A 16808-nucleotide genomic window follows, 5' to 3' on the forward strand; every position below is an offset into this window, starting at 1 on the left:
ATGCCCCGAAGTACATTACAAAAAATCTCAGAATTGCGAAGCCCGCGGCCACGCCGGCAGCGGCACTGCTTCGCTCAGCGCCACCAGCGACTGCAGCGGCACCCACGTGAAGTCCGGGCGGTAGTCGAGCTCGTAGGCCAGCTCGTGGAAGCTGCGCTCGATCACACACGCGCGCAGCAGCGGCGACTCGCGGGCCGCGGGCAGCGGCGAGCCGGGCGTCGCCGCCGCGTCGTAGCCGGCCAAAAACGCCGCTGAAGTCGCCGCTTCCCAGGCCGGGCCGCCCTTGCCGACCATGCCGGCGTAGGCGAACGAGCGCAGCATACCGGCGACGTCGCGCAGCGGCAGCTGGCGCAGGCTGCGTTCGGCCAGCGGGCGGGTCGGCTCGCCCTCGAAATCGAGGATCGACCACGCCCCGGACTCCGGATCGTAGAGCGTCTGGCCCAGGTGGTAATCGCCGTGGATCCGGATCTGCACCCCGGCCGCCGTGCGCAGGCGCTCCTCCGCGTCGGCCAGCAGCGCCTCGCTGCGGGTCGCCACCACCTCCGCCAGCGCGCGCAGCTCCGGCTGCAGCCCGCGGTAGCGCTGGCCCAGGCGTCCGAGCGCCGCCGCGGCGGTCTGGCGCAGGCCCACCACCCAGCGGGCCCGGTCGGCCTGCACGATCGCCCGCGTCGCCATCCCGCTCGCCTCGTCGTCGGTCGTCAGCGCCTCGTGCATCGCCCGCGTCGCCGCCCCGAGCGCTCGCGCCGGGCCGGTCATGTCGGCGCAGGCGAGCGCGTGGGCCCAGCCGTCGACGCGCCCGGGCAAAAACCCGTGCAGCACCCCGGCTGCGGCTGCGCCCTCGCCTGTGTCGACCGTCAGCTCGGCCAGCAGCGGCGGCGCGTGCGGGAAGCCGCGCGCGGTGAGGAAGCGGCCGAGCTCGAGCTCCGGGTGGCGGCCGACCTCGATGCGGCGGAACAGCTTGAACACCCCGGCTTCGCCGAGCACCGCCGCGGTGTTGCTCTGCTCGCCGCCGATCAGCCGCACGCTCGTCGGCGCCGCCGCGTCCTTCAGGCCCGCCGACGCGCGCGCGGTCCAGCGCGCACTCTGACCTGCGAAGCTCGCGCCGTCGCGCAGGCCGGCCGCGAGGGCCAGCAGCGCCTCGGGCGCGTCGCTGGCCTCCACCAATTCGACCCCGCCGCCGAGCTCGATGCTGCGCTTCGGGACATGTCCTTCAGGACCTGTCCCTTCCGACATCTGCGCGCGCAGCAGCACCTGCGTGGTCCACGGCCGCTCGGCCTCGGCGGCCAGCAGGCACAGCGCCGCGTCTTCGCCGAGCTTGGCTGCGCCGACCAGCTTGACCGCGCGGGCGCCGGCGGGGAACCACCGGCGGCCGGCGAGGAAGCCCAGCCATGTCTCGGAGGACAGCCCGGCCAGGGCCGCCAGGTCGAGCGCCGGGCTGGCCGTCACGGGCCCTCCGGGGCCCGCTCGGGCGCTTGCAGCGAGAACCAGAAGAACGCGTGCGGCGACATCGTCAGCAGGTACGGCAGCTGGCCGATGCGGGGGAACGGCCGGTCGCTCCACAGCTCGACCGGGGTCCAGCCGTCGAGCGCCTGCAGGTCGAGCTCGGCGAACTGGGCGAAGCGCGACAGGTTGTGCACGCACAGCAGCAGCTCGTCGCCCATGCGGCGGAAGAACGCCAGGACCGCGCGGTTCTCCGGGTAGAGCGCCTCGAAGCTGCCGCCGCCGAACGCCTGGAAGCGCCGGCGCACGCGGACCAGCCGGCGCATCCAGCGGAGCAGCGACGTCCCGGTCCGCTCCTGCGCGTCGACGTTGATGTCCGAGAAGCTGTACGGCGGGTCGACCAACACCGGCGCGAACAGGGCCGCGCTGTCGGCCCGCGAGAACCCGGCGTTGCGGTCGGCGCTCCACTGCATCGGCGTGCGCACCCCGTTGCGGTCGCCGAGGAAGATGTTGTCGCCCATCCCGAGCTCGTCGCCGTAGTAGATGATCGGCGTGCCCGGCATCGCCATCAGCAGCGCGCTCATCAGCTCGATCTGCCGCCGGCCGTTGTCCATCAGCGGCGCCAGCCGGCGGCGGATGCCGATGTTGATGCGCATCCGCGGGTCGCGGGCGTACTCGCGGTACATGTAGTCGCGCTCCTCGTCGGTCACCATCTCGAGCGTCAGCTCGTCGTGGTTGCGGAGGAACATCGCCCACTGCGAGTTCTCGGGGATCGGGGGCGTGCGCGCCAGGATCTCGACGATCGGCGTGCGGTCCTCGCGGCGCAGCGCCATGTACATGCGCGGCATCAGCGGGAAGTGGAACGCCATGTGGCACTCCGGCTCGACGTCGGTGCCGAAGTACGGCAGCACGTCCTCGGGCCATTGATTGGCCTCGGCGAGGAACACCCGCCCGGGGAACTCGGCGTCGAGCGCGGCCCGCATCTCTCGCAGCACCGCGTGGGTCTCCGGCAGGTTCTCGCAGCTGGTGCCCTCGCGCTCGCACAGGTACGGCACCGCGTCGAGGCGCAGGCCGTCGACCCCGAGCGCGAGCCAGAAGCGCATGACGTCGGTCAGCAGCTTGCGCACCGTCGGGTTGTCGAAGTTGAGGTCGGGCTGGTGGCTGAAGAAGCGGTGCCAGTAGAACTGGCCGGCCAGCGGGTCCCAGGCCCAGTTCGAGTTCTCGGTGTCGGTGAAGATGATGCGCGCCCCGGCGTAGCGGGTCGGGTCGTCGCTCCACACATAGAGGTCGCGCTCGGGCGAGTCCTTGGGCGCCCGCCGAGCCCGCTGGAACCACGGGTGCTGGTCGGACGTGTGGTTGATGACGAGCTCGGTGATGACCTTGAGCCCGCGCAGGTGCGCCTCGGCGAGGAAGCGCTTGAAGTCCTCCATCGTCCCGTAGCGCGGGTTGATCGACTCGTAGTCGGCGATGTCGTAGCCGTCGTCCTTGAGCGGCGACGGGTAGAACGGCAGCAGCCACAGGCACGTCACCCCGAGCTCGGCCAAATAGTCGAGCTTGGCGGTCAGCCCCGGGAAGTCACCGTATCCGTCGCCGTCGCTGTCGTGGAACGACTTGACGTGGAGCTGGTAGATGATCGCGTGCTTATACCAGAGCGGTTCGTTTTCGCTCATGTGACCTCCACGTCGATGTAATTGCGCACCAGTCGGAACAGGTGCCCGGGTTGTGTCACGGGATCGAGGCGAACGTAGTTCCGGCTGCCTCTCCACTCGTAGCGCGCGCCGCTGACCAGGTCCTCGACGAGGTAGGGCTCGTCGGCGGCGATCCCGAGGGCCTCGAGGGGCACCTCGACCCACCCGTCCTGCTCCTGCGACCAGTCACAGTTGATCGTGACCAGCACGTCGCCGACTGGCCCCGGCGCGCGCTTGAGGTAGAAGAGGATGTTGGGGTTGTCGCAGGGGTAGAAGGTCAGGTTGTCGTAGCGCTGCAGCGCCGGGTGCTCGCGCCGCACACGGTTGAGCTGGGTGATCTCGGCGGCCAGGCTGCCGGCGACCGTGTAGTCGCGGTGGCGCAGCTCGTACTTCTCCGAGTCGAGGTACTCCTCCGAGCCGGCGCGCAGCGGCGTGTTCTCGCCGAGCTCGTAGCCGCTGTAGATGCCGTAGGTCGGCGCCAGCGTGGTCGCCAGCAGCAGGCGGATCCGGAACGCCGGCAGCCCGCCCCTCTGCAGGTGCTCGGGCAGGATGTCCGGCGTGTTGATGAAGAAGTTGCCGCGGTAGTACTCCTTCATCGGCCCCTGCGTCAGCTCGGTGAAGTACTCCTTGAGCTCCTCGGCCGTCGTGCGCCACGTGAAGTACGTGTACGACTGCGTGAACCCGGCCTTGGCCAGCCAGCGCATGCGCTTGGGCCGGGTGAACGCCTCGGCCAGGAACAGCACGTCGGGGTGCTGCTGCTGGACCTCGGCGATCAGCCACTCCCAGAACGCCAGCGCCTTGGTGTGCGGGTTGTCGACGCGGAAGATCGTCACCCCGTGCGCGACCCAGAACAGGACGATGTCCTTGCACGCCTGCCACAGCGCCTCGCGGTCCTCGCACCAGAAATCCAGCGGGTAGATGTCCTGGTACTTCTTCGGCGGGTTCTCGGCGTACTTGATGGTGCCGTCGGGGCGGACGAAGAACCACTCGGGGTGCTCCTTCAGCCACGGGTGGTCGGGCGAGCACTGCAGCGCGTAGTCGAGGGCGATCTCGAGGCCGAGGCTCTTCGCCGTGCGGGCGAAGCGGTCCCACTCGGCCAGCGTGCCGAGCTCCGGCGCGACCGCGGTGTGACCCCCGGCCTCGCCGCCGATCGCCCACGGGCTGCCGACGTCGCCGGCCTCCGCGGTGAGGCTGTTGTTCTTGCCCTTGCGCGAGGCCAGGCCGATCGGGTGGATCGGCGGCAGGTAGACCACGTCGAAGCCCATCGCGGCGACGCGGTAGAGCGCCCGCTCGGCGTCGGCGAAGCGGCCGTGCACGCCCGGCTCGCCGCACGAGCGCGGGAAGAACTCGTACCAGCCGCCGAAGCGGGCCCGCGCGCGGTCGACCCGGACCGGGAACACCCGCGGGAACTCGGTGCGGTCGTCGGGTGCGAGGTGCAGCGCCATCAGCGCGCGCAGCTCCGCGTTCTGCGCCGTGACCGCTCGCTCGGCTGGCCCGCGCTCGGGGTCGCGTAATTCGTCGGCGAGCCGCATGAGCAAGCTCCGGTCGGCCTGGCCCGCGGCGCGCGCGGCGGCGTCCACCATCACCGCACCCTCGAGCAGCTCGGAGTGGATCGCCTGCCCGGCGGCGAACTTCTTCTCGAGCTCGACGCGCCAGGTCGTGAAGCGATCGGTCCACGCCTCGACGGCGAACGCCCACGCGCCGGTGCGGTCGAGCGCGATGCGAGCGAACCACCGGTCGCTGTCGTAATCGTAACGGAGCGGCGTGTGGTGCCACGCGCCATCAGGGCCGCACCAGCGCACCTGCGCGGCCAGACGGTCGTGGCCGTCCTTGAAGATGTCGGCCTCGACCACCAGCGTGTCGCCGACGACGCGCTTGATCGCGTGACGACCGTCGTCGAGCGCCGGCGACACGGCCTCGATGATGATCCGTTCAGGGGTTCGGGATGGGGAGCGGACGGCGTTCGATGGCACGGCGGAGGTCGGGAGGCGAGTTGCCCGCGGGGGATGTAAGCGCAAACTCGGGACCATGTCACGCCTGCTCGTCGTCTCCAACCGCTTGCCCGTCACCGTGAGCGCCGCTCAGGGCGAGGCGATCGTGACCCCGAGTATGGGCGGGCTCTCGACCGGGCTGCGCGGACCCTTCGAGCGCTCGCAAGGGCTGTGGATCGGCTGGCCGGGCGACCTCTCGCAGCTCGACGACGCGGCCCGCGCATCGGCGATGAAGGAGCTGCAGGCCCTGCGCACGCTGCCGGTCGAGCTGACCGCCGACGAGCTGCGCCTGTACTACGAAGAGTTCGCCAACGGCGTGCTGTGGCCGGTCTTCCACTACTTGCTCGACCGCATCCCGGTGCACTCCGGCGGCTGGGAGATGTACCGCAAGGTCAACCAGAAGTTCGCCGCCGCGGTCGCCGCGCAGTACCGCCCCGGCGACACCATCTGGGTGCACGACTACCAGCTGCTGCTGCTGCCCGGCATGCTGCGCGAGCTGCTGCCCCGGGCCCGGATCGGCTTCTTCCTCCACATCCCGTTCCCCGCCTCCGAAGTGTTCCGCATGCTGCCGTGGCGAGAAGATGTCCTTCGGGGCATGCTCGGCGCCGACCTCATCGGCTTTCACACGCCGTCGTACGCCCGCAACTTCGCCTCCGCGGTGGTGCGCCTGCTCGGCCACGAGCCGGTCGTCGACGAGCTGTCGGTCTCCGGGCGCAAGGTCCGCTTCCGCGCCTTCCCGATGGGCATCGACACCGAGACCTTCACCGGCGCGACGCAGCCGAGCGACGAGTCGTTCCGCCCGCGGCCCGGCGAGCACCTGCTGCTCGGCGTCGACCGCCTCGACTACACCAAGGGCATCCGTCGGCGCCTGTCGGCCGTCGAGCGCGTGCTGCAGCGCCGCCCCGACCTGCGCGGCAAGCTGCGCATGCTGCAGATCGCCGTGCCCTCGCGCGAGAGCGTCACCGCCTATCAGGACTACCGCCGCCGCGTCGAGGAGATGGTCGGCGCCATCAACGGCCGCTGCTCGACCCTCACCGACGCGCCGATCCACTACATGTACCGCGGCTTCCCGCAGGAGCAGCTGATCGACCTCTACCGCGCCGCCTCGGTCATGCTCGTCACGCCCACGCGCGACGGCATGAACCTGGTCGCCAAGGAGTTCGCCGCCGCGCGGACCGACGGCGACGGCGTGCTGGTGCTCAGCGAGTTCGCCGGGGCCGCCGAGGAGATGCCCGAGGCGCTGCAGGTCAACCCGTTCGACGTCGACGGCATGGCCCAGGCGATCGAGCAGGCGATCGACATGGCGGAGGGCGAGCGCCGCAGCCGGATGGCGGGCCTGCGCGCCCGCGTGCTCCGCTTCGACGTCCACCGCTGGACCGAGGACTTCCTGGCCGCGCTCGCCGACGACGAGCTCGCCGTGCAGGTCGAGCCGGCGCCGCTGCTGCCGGTCGGCCAGGTCGCCGAGGCCGCCCGGTCCGCCGTCCTCGCCGGCCGCCGCGTGGTCCTCCTGCTCGACTACGACGGCACCCTGGTCCCGATCGCCCCCCGCCCCGAGCTCGCCGCGCCCGACCCCGAGCTGCTGCGGCTGCTCGCGCAGCTGGCTACAAAGACAGGTCTCTCGACACATGTCCTTTCGGGCAGGCCGTGGCAGGACATCGACCGCTGGCTCGGCGGCCTGCACATCAACCTGCACGCCGAGCACGGCATGTACTCGCGCATCGACGACCAGTGGCGGGCCCGCGGCGCCGCGCCCGAGGACATGCGCGAGAAGGTCCTGGCCACGCTCGAGCGCGTGTCCGCCAACACCCCCGGCAGCCACGTCGAGCTCAAGGCCGCCGGCCTGGCCTGGCACTACCGCCTGGCCGAGCGCGAGCAGGGCGCCCACCAGGCCCGCGAGCTGCGCCTCCACCTGCGCGAGCTGCTGGTCGGCACGCCGCTCGAGGTCCTGATCGGCGACAAGGTCGTCGAGGTCCGCCCGCGCGGGGTCCACAAGGGCCTCATCGCCCACGAGGTCCTCCGCCCCAGCGACCTGGTGATCGCGGTCGGCGACGACCGCACCGACGAGGACATGTTCGCCGCCGCCCCCGAGGGCGCGTTCACCGTCAAGGTCGGCGGCGGCACCACCTCGGCCAAGAACCGCGTCGGCGACGTCGCCGGCACCCGCGCCCTGCTCCGCGCCCTCGCCGAACAGCTATGAGCCGCGCCGCGGCTGTCCGAAAGGACAGATTTTTCGCCGCCGAGGCATGAGATGGCCCCCGCGACATGTCTCCGGGGACATGTCCTCCCGCGCCGGCCCGCCGCTCCCGCCGCCCACCTCGGGGGCGCCGCGGGGGCCGACCCGCGGCCGGGAGGGCCGACGAGGCGCGAGGAGATCGCCCGCGACCCGACGTGCGCTGGATCGCCAGCCCGCCGCCGCTTCTTCTTAATGGAGAAAGACGGACAGGAGAAATGCCCGCCGGGCAGGCGACGATTCGCCGGTCGACGCCCAACCCTCCGCGGGTCATCCGAAGGTTCGACAATCGCCGCCCGGCGACGATTCCCCCGCCCGGCCCGCCCGGGCGCGTGCGGACCGTCCCCGCGGCCCGACGCGCCGGCTGGCCACGATTCGCGGTCACCCCGTCCGAACCCGCCGGCGACCCTCGCCGCCCCGGCGGGCGAAGATTCGCCGTACGCCGCCCCGTACGGCCCGCCCGAGCGCGCCCGAGCCTCGGCGAAGATCACCCGCCCGGGCCGGCGACGGCTCGCTGCGCACGCCACCCGTCCGCGCCGCTCCGGCGCCGGCCCTCCCGAGAATCACCGCCGCGCACGCCGCCCGCTCCGAACATCGAACCTGCCCGGAATCACCGCCCCGGGCCGGCGACGATTGGCCACCACGCCGCCCCCTTCCGCCCGCCCGACGCATCCCGGGCCGCCCCGAAAATCACCCACCGACGCCTGCCACGAATCGCCGTCCGAACCACGTGACGACCGGCCGGCCAGCGCTCGCGCGGGCGTCACCCCTCTCTTGCGGCCGGAATGCGAATTTGCCGGCGACCCGGCCTCCTGCGAGCAATTGCCAGCGAGACGCTGTGCGCAGTCGACCCCGTTCGCGGACCCGGCGCCGGCCGGGCGAGCCTCGACTTCGACAAACCGCGGCGCGCCCTCGCTGATTTCCTGACGGACGTGCAATCGATAGAGCGGGCTCGGCCGACCTGCCGCGCTCGTCGCTGCGCGCCGACCTTGATGCAATGCAATGCGAGCGCAAGCCGCTCCGCGTCGGCGACGCTCGCGCTCGCTGGGCGGTTGCGCTAAAACCCGCTCGCTCGTGAACTCGCGCGACCTCCCCGCGCCTGCGCGCCCGCGGCTGTTGCAGCCGCCGCCTCCGCCGCCGCGGATCCCCTGGCTATGGGTGATCGTGTTTGCGATCGGCCTCGGCGTCGGCGCGCGCTGGTACGTCGACCGCGGCCAGGCTGCCAGCCTCGACGCCGCCCAGGTCCTCATCGCCCGCGGCGGCCTCACCGACTTGCACGCCGCCGTCGACAACTTTTTGAACATGTCCTCTCGGACACCTTGCATCCGCACCGCCGAGGCGCTGGTGCGGGCCCAGGCCGCCGCCGAGTACGACGACGACCGCGAGGGCGCGCGCGCGGCGATCGGCCGCGCCGAGCCCGAGCGGGCCCTGTGCAGCGACCTCGCCATCGCCGACGGTTTGCTCGCCCTCGCCGACGGCGACCTCGACGCCGCCGGGGCCGCCGTCACTGCCCCGACCACCTCGCTGTCGCGCCCCGGGCGGGCCTGGCTGCAGGGCACCCTCGCGCTCGCCGGTCGCGGCGAGCAGGCCGCCGCCATCGCCGAGATCGAGGCCACGATCGCCGCCCAGCCGGCCGCGATCGCCCCGCGGCGGGCCCTCGTGTGGCTGTACTTCGAGGCAGGTGAATTCGGCGGCGCGCTGCAGACCCTGGCCCGCGCGCGCACGGCCGGCCTCGCCCACCTCGGCCTCGCCGCCGACGAGGCGCTGCTGCACGCGCTGCTCCGGCGCGAGCTCAGCGGCGTCGCCGACCTCGCCGATCAGCTGCTCGCGCTCGATCCCGCCGCGCTCGGCCCCCGCGACCTCGCCCACGCCGCGCTCGCGCGGGCGCTCGTCCACGTGCACGGCGGCGAGCCTGCGGCCGGCCTCGGGCGCGCCGCCGCGGCCTGGCCCTCGCTGGCCCCGTGGGACGCCCACGCCCGCCGGCTCGCGCTCGAGCTGTCCCTCGAGGCAGGTGATGCCGAGCGCGCGCGCGAGCTGCTGGCCCAGCTCGGCGTGCCCGAGCCCGAGGCCTCGATCGTGCGCGCCTGGTCGCTGCTGGCCGAGGGCGACGTCATGGCCAGCCTCGTCGCCCTGTCGGCCTGCCCGCAGGACCACCCGCGCGTCGCCTACCTGCAGGGCCTCGCGCTCGTCGAGCAGCGCCGGTTCCCCGAGGCCGAGCCCTGGCTCGAGCGGGCCGATCGCATGCTGCCGGGCCGCGTCGAGGTCGAGGTCGCGCGCGCCCGCGTCACCGTGCACACCGGCGACGTCGCCACCGCCCAGCGCAAGCTCGAGGGCATCGCCGCCGCCGAGCACTACGCCCCGCGCGCCTACACCGGCCTCGGCGAGGCCTATCTGTCTCTCGGGGCAGATTCGAAGGACCTGCGCGCCGCCCAGCGGGCCCTCACCCGCGCCGTCGAGAAGGAGCCGCGCCCTGCCGAGGCCATGCTGCTGCTCGGCGAGGTGTGGCAGCGGCGCCGGCTCAAGGTCCCCGAGGCCGAGCGCAACGCCCTCGCCTGGTACGAGCAGGCCGCCGCCGCCGGCCTCCGCCTGCCGCGCTACCGCGAGGCCCTGGCCCGCTACCTCGGCGACCTCGGCGAGGGCGCGCGCGCCGAGGCGATGCTGCGCGAGCTGTCCCAAGAGCCAGGCATCGATCCGACCACCCCGCTCGACCTGCTCGCCCTCGCCCTCGCCCGCGCCGACGCCCAGGGCGCCGCCGTCCCCGCCGAGGCCGACGAATGGCTGGCCGCCGCCGTCAAGCTCGGGGCCGACGCCGACGCCCTGACCCGCGCTCGCGCCCGCCTCAACCTGGCCCGAGGGACAGGTCTCGCCCGGTCTGCCAGCGACCTCGAGAAGCTGCTGCGCCGCAAGCCTTACGACATCGACGCGCGGATCCTCGCCGCTCGCGTCCTCGTCGCCCAGCGCGACCTCGAGGCCGCCGAGACCCTCGTCCGCCAGGGCTTCTACGCCGCCGAGCCCGGGCGCGACGAGGTCGCCACCGGCCGCCTCTTCATCGCCTGGGGCGAGATCGCCATCAAGCAGCGCAAGCGCAAGCAGGCCGCCCTGCACGCCCGCGCCGGCTTCCACCGCATGCTCGGCGAACAGCGGCCCACCATCGAATTGCTGGCCGCCGTCGAGTTCGCCACCGACATCTTCCTCCGCACCGAGCAGCACAAGATCGCCCTCGGTATGACCCGCCAGCTCACCGAGGCCCTCCCGTTCCACGGCGACGCCTGGCGCCTGCACGCCCGCGCGCTGTACGACGAGGGCGAGAACCCCAAGTCGGCCACCCGCGCCGTCCTCAAGGCCCTCGAGCTCGACCCCGACAACGTCCGCGCCCTCGAGCTCCGCGCCCACGTCGCCGCCCGCGCGGGCGACCGCACCACCGCCCGCGAAGCCCTGGCCCGCGCGCTCGAGCTCGAGACCCGCGAGCCCGACCGCCAGCGCATGCGCGAGTTCCACCGCCGCCACCTCGGCGAGTGACGGCAACGAGCCACCCTGGACCGAGGGCAAGATCGACAATGTCTCGCGCGGTGAGAGCCTTCGGGGTCCACTTGCGAATCGAGTGGTCCCGTCACTTACCCAGGCAGGAAGCGTCGAGCCGACGGTTGAAGTTCTGCTCACACCAGAACTCAGCGTCACGCTCGCAGTCACTCTCGGCGGAATTGTCACCGAATTCATAATGGTCCTGGGAGACGTAGTAGTAGTCGTCCATGCCCCTGCACATGGCGAGGCAGTACCCATACGCATGGATGTCGGGACGCCGCCCACGACGCCCACCTCCGTCGAAGAGGCAGCTCCCCTCCTGCAACTCGTCCAGGTTTGGACGGACCTCGCCAACGAGCGTGCTCGGACCAAGCTCCGGGATCGAGCGTTCGTCTGCGGCCGCTTGGCCGCGCATGAACAGCACCCCACCAGCGATGATGGCGAAGGCGCCGATGATTGCGCCGTGGGACAGTCGAATGCGCCTCTTCAAGCTCTGCATTTTCCGTTCACCTCTCGCCGAAGGGTTGGTCTTCGGTCGACGGTCCACAGCATGGCGCGGGACCTTCGGGCGTCAACCGAACGACCGCAAACCTGGCGACGGGAATCCTACTCTGATTTGGGTAACGCCGCCTGCGTGGCCGTTGCGTCGGCTTCGCCTCACGCGATGAGACCGCCGAGCTCGGGCGGCGGCACCCAGCCGTATGTCGGCGACGGCCCCCGCCCGGTTGCGGTGGCAGGTCGTTTGTGATGCACATCGTGCGGAGATTACACCCTTGCCGTTACTTCGAGTTCAACCGCTCGAACCTCGATTCACCGACGCCGCAATGGCCCGGGCGACCCACCTCGGTTTACCGCTGGAGGCACCGGTGGCCGAGTTCGCCCTGCAGGTGGGCCCGCAGGGCCGCAGTCGCAGGGGCTCGGCGCGCAGGCGCCCGGAGCATTGCGGGTCGACTTCGTCGGGGGGCCGGGGCCATCGTCGCGGCGATCGTCCGCGTGGAGGTCGAGCAGGCGCAAACGCTATTGCTCGAGCTCACGCTCGCCTCGCGCAACCTGCGAACCCGGGCCCTCGGCACCGAGCTGTTGTCCGACGCCACCGTCTATTTGCTGGCGACCATGACCGGCGCCGCGGCGCTCGACGCTGTGCTGCGCCCCCGCCGCATCATTCGCCCGAGGCCCTGATCACGTCGCTGGCCGACATCGTCCACAGGGTACACCGCGGACAAGTATGAATCCTTCATGCCGAGCATGATCAATCGCTGACCTGCGAAGGTCCAGGTAAGAGATCCGCCACAATACAGGGCGTCGCACAGCCCGGAACATTTGGAGGAGACCATGGAGCGATGCCCTCGGACGGCTTCAAGCTTGGCACGGCTCCAACTGCAATGGCTCCTGGGAGCATGCCCATGGGGTTCGTATCGACACCATCGACAATCCGGGATGGAGCGTCAAAATCGACCTTCAGGGCACCCCTCTGCTCGCAAGAGACCTTCGCCCCGTGGTCATCGATCGCAGCGACGGCGACTGGGTTCGTTGCGATGTCGCCAATGGAATTTTCCAGGGATGGGGAGGCACCACGAACTTGACGGAGATCCTGGATATTTTCTTGCGATGGGCGGACGCCTGATATCATCCGCGTCGATCGTCCGCAGAGCAGCGACGCCATCGCCAAGTAGATCACAAACTCAGGCTCGAGAAGCTCGATACGCGCCGACCTGGGATGACCACGGAAGCCACCACAAGGAAGAAGTAACATGGACGCCATTTGCAGCCTGTTTCTCTCGCCCTTCACGCCCGCACCTGGCCTGTCCGTGGTCACGACACGGGACTGGGGAGGTACGGAGGTGCTGATCGAGCCTCCCGAGTACATATGGGGCGGATTCAAGATGTATCCCGATGTGCTCCCCCAGCACTTACTTCGGAAGTTGCCCTGGATCTCGCAAACCCCTGGCGTGTGCCTCTCGATCCCACACGAATGGCTGCGCCAATTTCAATCGAGTCTGATCAACCCTGAAGCCACCTACGAACACGACCTCGCGGCGTTCCTCCGTCTGCAATGCAACTCGGAGAGTGCATGGGCCATCGTGTTCCTCGCCCATGCCGAGGATTACGACGGGATTTTTGAAGAAACCATCGATAGCGCCATCGAGCGACTGACGCAGAGCGTTTCTTTGGACGGCGGCCTGATCGGCTTCGTGAGCCACCATCGAAACTCGACCCAAGGACGCTGACCGAAGCCCCCGCAAACCCTGAACGAGCAGGGCAAGGCGAGCCCGCGCAGGCCCAAGCCTGCGCAGGCTCCGAGCGCACCCCTACTCGCACACCTTGCGCAGCGCGTCCGCGAAGTATCCCCAGCCCTGCTGGTAATCGCTGCGGTCCACGGGCGCCGCGAAGCCGTCGTGCACGATGGTCACCCGGGTCCCCGCACCGCCGTCGAGCGGCTCGAGCAGCCACGTCACCCGCGTCATCGGCTGACTGGGCTCACCGCGCCAATCGGGCCAGTCGGTGACGAGCTTCTCGTTGTCGACGCGCTCGAGGATCCGGGTCGGCCCGCCGGCGACGCTGCGGCCCTCGATGTCGTAGCGCCAGCCGTACGAGTATTCGCCGCTGGCGAGGTCGACGCGGGCGGCGCCGCCGAGCCAGCGGTTCATCAGCTCCGGGTCGAGCAGGGCCCGGAACACCTTGGCCGGCGGCGCCTTGATCTCGACCGACACGCGGACCTCGGGCTGTGCGCTGGTGAAGTCGGCCAGGACCACACCTGTCCCGCCGGACAGGTGGTCCATGAGGTTGCCGGCGTGCAGGCGCCACAGGTCGTCGATGACGTGGCGCGGGCGGTCGTAAGGCAGCGCCCCGTGCACGGCGTGGGTGACCTCGAGGCGGCAGGTCGCCGGCGTTTCACCGGCGACGAGGCGCCAGCGGACCTCGGTGTCGACGCCGTGGATCTGCCACGTAAAGGCGAGCGCCACGTCGGGCTCGAATGCGGTGACGCGGCCGGTGGCCTCGCTCTCGCCCGGGGAACCGAGAGTGGCGCGACCGTAAAAGGCGAAGCTCCCGCCGACGCGCGGCTCGACGCGGGCGTGCGCGGCGAACCAGCGCTCCAGCTCGGCCGGGTCGATCAGCGCGCGGAAGGCTCGCTCCGGAGGGGCCGCCAGCGTGAAGCCGGCGTGGTGTTCGAACACGGGGGGTGTGGCTGTCATTTCGCGCTCCTTTTGCGGGTCTTCGCCGGCGTGCGTGCCGGCGCGGGGGGTTCGTCGTCGTCCGGCAGGGACTCGACGAAGGATTTGAGGTCGTGCAGGCGCGCCGCCCAGAACACCCGGTAGGTCTCGAGCCAGGCCGTCGCCGTCGCCAGCCGCTCGGGCTGCAGCGCGTAGACCCGCTCGCGCCCGCGCCGGCGCTCGACCACCAGGGCCGCCTCACGCAAGATCCGGAGGTGCCGCGACACCGCCGGCCGCGTCACCGCGAAGCCCCGCGCCAGCGCCCCTGCCGTCTCCTCGGCGCCCCGCAGCTGCTCGAGCAGCCCCCGCCGCGTGCCGTCGGAGAGGGCGAAGAACACGGCGTCGAGGGTGGCGGCGTCGGGCGCGGGGGTCGTCGTGCCGAGCATGTGTAACGGAGTAGTTACAGGTTAAATTTACACGCGTCAAGGGTTGGTTACGCGTCGCGGTCGCCCCCCGGGCGATGGCGCCGCGGCGCCAGCTCGGTGCGAACTCTCGGGGCCGGATCCCGATCGTACGACTGGCGCTCGGGGTCGAGGACTGCGCTCGCTCCTTCGCGCCGCCCGCCTCGAGGTTGCCGCATTCGGGCGCCCTCGCCGGGCTGTCCGAGATCTCTCCCGTGAGCGCGCCGGTCGCCAGGCGACCCCGCCGAGCCGCTGCCGATCCACGCCGCTTCACGAATGACGTTAATCGAGCACGCGTGAATCATGCAACATCGATAACGTGCGAGACCGCGCGAAACCGGCGATCTGATCATCGTTTAGGCCGACCGCCTCATCCGCCATTATCGCGGCGCGAAGGTCGTTTACGCAGTCATCTTTGGCGATATCGCTCTCCACGCATTCTCTTCAGCCGCTCGCAGCATATGCGCGGCTCTTTAAAAACCCCCACGACGATTCGCCTTCGCGTATGGTGCGGCCCGCGAGCTCGACCACCGCGATCACCACGGCCTCGCCGTGCGTGGGCGGCGAGCTCGTGCCCGATCGATCGTCACGACCACCACGCGCCCGAGGAGTTTGCCATGAAGACCGCGAAGACCAGCCAATGGACCACCTTTCAGACCCCCGCTTGCCAGGCCGACTTTACCGACAGCGCGCTGCAGGGGCGCATGAACCAGCTGTGGAACACCAATTTGAGCGGCTTCACGCGCCAGGGCATCACCGGCAACCCGTGGACCGCCACCAATTCCAGCGATCAGACCTGGTACTTCGACCCGACCACGACCAACATCAGCGAGGGGGTCTACGCGCGGATCACCTGGTCGCCGGTGCCGGGGCGGATCAAATACTACTTCCCGAACACCTCCAATGCCAACATGTGGTCGCTGGCCGACACCGGCTATGACACCAACGGCGCGACCTTCGGCCAGATCCCCGCCGACCCGTGCGACCCGTCGGACACCACCAAGACGCCGTACGGCCCCTACGGCCCGCGCGGCTGGCAGGACGAGTATTGCGAGTGGAGCATCACTCGCAACGCGCAGGGCCAGATCGTCCGCATCGACTTCACCTGCGAGAACCCCGAGTACTGGAACACGCTGTGGATGGTGAGCCCGCAGCGGGTCGTCGAGCTGTACCGCAGCACCCTCGACAAGCCGCAGATCGCGCTCGAGGACCTTTACCTGCGCGACGCCGCCGGCAACCCCGTGATCGACGCCTCGACCGGCCGGCCCGCCTACAACCCGCTCAACAAGTGGAACAGCGGCACCGCCTCGACCTCCAGCGCCGGCGGCGCGATGCACCTCACCAGCACGCCCAACACCTTGCAGACCGAGATCGGCCTCGGCTCGACCGCCACCACCCCGCGCACCAGCGGCAACGCCAACCCGAACACCCTGATCTGCTGCGCCCAGTACGGCCAGATCGGCCGCAACTCCGACCCGCACATCGGCCAGAGCGTCAACCTCGTCGTCACCCCGCCGAACCCGGCGATCTCGCCCGCCAAGGCCACTCTCGCCAATCCGCCCGGCCTCTACATCCAGACCCCGAGCTTCAACCGGATCACCGCGCCTCGCGGCATCGACCCCAGCACCTTCTGGACCATCAAGCGCGGGCAAAATACCCTCACCGACGGGTCCGGCAACTCGATGCCGGGCAACTTCATCCTCCACGCCGTGTTCGAGGTCCCCGCCGCGCTCGGCTTCACGATCAGCGACCTCCAGGTCGACGGCGTCCCGGTCCAGTGGGCCGCCCAGATCGCCCAGACCTTCAACATGCAGATCGCCGCCATGGCCCTGCCGCAGAGCCCTGGCCCCGTCGCCCAGGCGTGCGCCGGCAGCCCCGCCGTCGCCCAGGCCCAGGCGCTGCAGCTCTTCAACACCCCCGTCTTCGACGCCATGATCGCGACCCCGATCACCAACCCCGTCGGCCAGGCGATGAACCTCGCCAGCAACAGCACCATGATCGCGCCGCACATCGAGCCCGGCGCGGTGCGGCGGCCCCTGACGCTGGTCCTCACCGGCCTGCTCGACCCGCCGCAGCTCCCCACCGTCTCGTTCGGCCCCGGGGTCAGCGTCGTCGCCGGCGCCATGCAGCCGGTCCGCTACGCCATCCCCGGCAACACCTACCCGTCGGACAGCTGGGCCCTGTCGCTGCTCGTCAACGTCGACGCCAGCGCCGCTCCCGGCCTGCGCGACGCCCTCGTCAACAACCCGGGCCAGACCGCGACCATCCCCACGCCCGCGCTGCTCAACATCGTCGACCCTGTCACCAAGGACATGGCTTGAAGA

Annotated in this window: 12 protein-coding genes; 6 read left to right on the plus strand and 6 right to left on the minus strand. The window is 70.8% G+C overall.

What is annotated here, in order from left to right; all coding sequences use genetic code 11:
* Positions 1-27: 27 nt before the first annotated feature.
* From POL25_RS33055 to POL25_RS33065, 3 genes are read right to left on the minus strand one after another with little or no spacing between them, the layout of a single operon-like run.
* The gene (locus tag POL25_RS33055) at positions 28-1446 is read right to left on the minus strand and encodes a phosphotransferase (protein ID WP_272090292.1); all 1419 of its coding nucleotides are present in this window, start codon (positions 1444-1446) and stop codon (positions 28-30) included.
* Positions 1443-3110: a maltose alpha-D-glucosyltransferase gene (gene treS / locus POL25_RS33060; protein WP_272090293.1), complete on the minus strand. Its 1668-nt coding sequence runs from the start codon at positions 3108-3110 to the stop codon at positions 1443-1445. Before treS ends, POL25_RS33055 begins: the two co-directional genes overlap by 4 nt.
* Positions 3107-5158, minus strand: a complete 2052-nt coding sequence (locus POL25_RS33065) for an alpha-1,4-glucan--maltose-1-phosphate maltosyltransferase (protein ID WP_276594456.1) — start codon at positions 5156-5158, stop codon at positions 3107-3109. The genes treS and POL25_RS33065 overlap by 4 nt, the downstream gene beginning before the upstream one ends.
* Here POL25_RS33065 and POL25_RS33070 point away from each other — a divergent pair.
* Both POL25_RS33070 and POL25_RS33075 read left to right on the plus strand, forming a co-directional pair.
* The gene (locus POL25_RS33070) at positions 5157-7316 is read left to right on the plus strand and encodes a bifunctional alpha,alpha-trehalose-phosphate synthase (UDP-forming)/trehalose-phosphatase (RefSeq protein ID WP_272090295.1); all 2160 of its coding nucleotides are present in this window, start codon (positions 5157-5159) and stop codon (positions 7314-7316) included. The genes POL25_RS33065 and POL25_RS33070 overlap by 2 nt on opposite strands.
* A gap of 1107 nt (positions 7317-8423) precedes the next feature.
* Positions 8424-10868 (plus strand): tetratricopeptide repeat protein, encoded by a 2445-nt coding sequence (locus POL25_RS33075; protein WP_272090296.1) that lies wholly within the window; start codon positions 8424-8426, stop codon positions 10866-10868.
* Between the two features lie 91 nt (positions 10869-10959).
* Here POL25_RS33075 and POL25_RS33080 read toward each other — a convergent pair whose 3' ends face one another.
* The gene (locus POL25_RS33080) at positions 10960-11370 is read right to left on the minus strand and encodes a hypothetical protein (protein WP_272090297.1); all 411 of its coding nucleotides are present in this window, start codon (positions 11368-11370) and stop codon (positions 10960-10962) included.
* Positions 11371-11864: 494 nt separating this feature from the next.
* Here POL25_RS33080 and POL25_RS33085 point away from each other — a divergent pair, with 494 nt between their 5' ends.
* The 3 genes from POL25_RS33085 to POL25_RS33090 all read left to right on the plus strand — a co-directional run bounded on the left by POL25_RS33085 (position 11865) and on the right by POL25_RS33090 (position 13099).
* Complete coding sequence (locus tag POL25_RS33085; protein ID WP_272090298.1) at positions 11865-12050, plus strand: hypothetical protein; 186 nt, start codon at positions 11865-11867, stop codon at positions 12048-12050.
* Positions 12051-12189: 139 nt separating this feature from the next.
* Positions 12190-12495 (plus strand): immunity 53 family protein, encoded by a 306-nt coding sequence (locus POL25_RS45065; protein WP_373372138.1) that lies wholly within the window; start codon positions 12190-12192, stop codon positions 12493-12495.
* Between the two features lie 127 nt (positions 12496-12622).
* Positions 12623-13099, plus strand: coding sequence for a hypothetical protein (locus POL25_RS33090; RefSeq protein WP_272090299.1), 477 nt, complete (start codon positions 12623-12625; stop codon positions 13097-13099).
* Positions 13100-13180: 81 nt separating this feature from the next.
* Here POL25_RS33090 and POL25_RS33095 read toward each other — a convergent pair whose 3' ends face one another.
* Complete coding sequence (locus POL25_RS33095) at positions 13181-14065, minus strand: SRPBCC family protein (protein WP_272090300.1); 885 nt, start codon at positions 14063-14065, stop codon at positions 13181-13183.
* Positions 14062-14469 (minus strand): ArsR/SmtB family transcription factor, encoded by a 408-nt coding sequence (locus POL25_RS33100; protein ID WP_272090301.1) that lies wholly within the window; start codon positions 14467-14469, stop codon positions 14062-14064. The genes POL25_RS33095 and POL25_RS33100 overlap by 4 nt, the downstream gene beginning before the upstream one ends.
* Before the next feature lie 632 nt (positions 14470-15101).
* Here POL25_RS33100 and POL25_RS33105 point away from each other — a divergent pair.
* Positions 15102-16805: a DUF8225 domain-containing protein gene (locus POL25_RS33105; protein ID WP_272090302.1), complete on the plus strand. Its 1704-nt coding sequence runs from the start codon at positions 15102-15104 to the stop codon at positions 16803-16805.
* Positions 16806-16808: the final 3 nt, after the last annotated feature.

This window comes from Nannocystis bainbridge, from assembly GCF_028368995.1.
In the GTDB taxonomy this organism is placed as follows: Bacteria; Myxococcota_A; Polyangia; order Nannocystales; family Nannocystaceae; genus Nannocystis; species Nannocystis bainbridge.

Coding starts and splice junctions, on each gene's coding strand:
- treS (WP_272090293.1), bottom strand. CDS start 3,110: ATGAGCGAAAACGAACCGCTCTGGTATAAGCACGCGATCATCTACCAG.
- POL25_RS33070 (WP_272090295.1), top strand. CDS start 5,157: ATGTCACGCCTGCTCGTCGTCTCCAACCGCTTGCCCGTCACCGTGAGC.
- POL25_RS33065 (WP_276594456.1), bottom strand. CDS start 5,158: ATGGTCCCGAGTTTGCGCTTACATCCCCCGCGGGCAACTCGCCTCCCG.
- POL25_RS33080 (WP_272090297.1), bottom strand. CDS start 11,370: ATGCAGAGCTTGAAGAGGCGCATTCGACTGTCCCACGGCGCAATCATC.
- POL25_RS33090 (WP_272090299.1), top strand. CDS start 12,623: ATGGACGCCATTTGCAGCCTGTTTCTCTCGCCCTTCACGCCCGCACCT.
- POL25_RS33095 (WP_272090300.1), bottom strand. CDS start 14,065: ATGACAGCCACACCCCCCGTGTTCGAACACCACGCCGGCTTCACGCTG.
- POL25_RS33100 (WP_272090301.1), bottom strand. CDS start 14,469: ATGCTCGGCACGACGACCCCCGCGCCCGACGCCGCCACCCTCGACGCC.
- POL25_RS33105 (WP_272090302.1), top strand. CDS start 15,102: ATGAAGACCGCGAAGACCAGCCAATGGACCACCTTTCAGACCCCCGCT.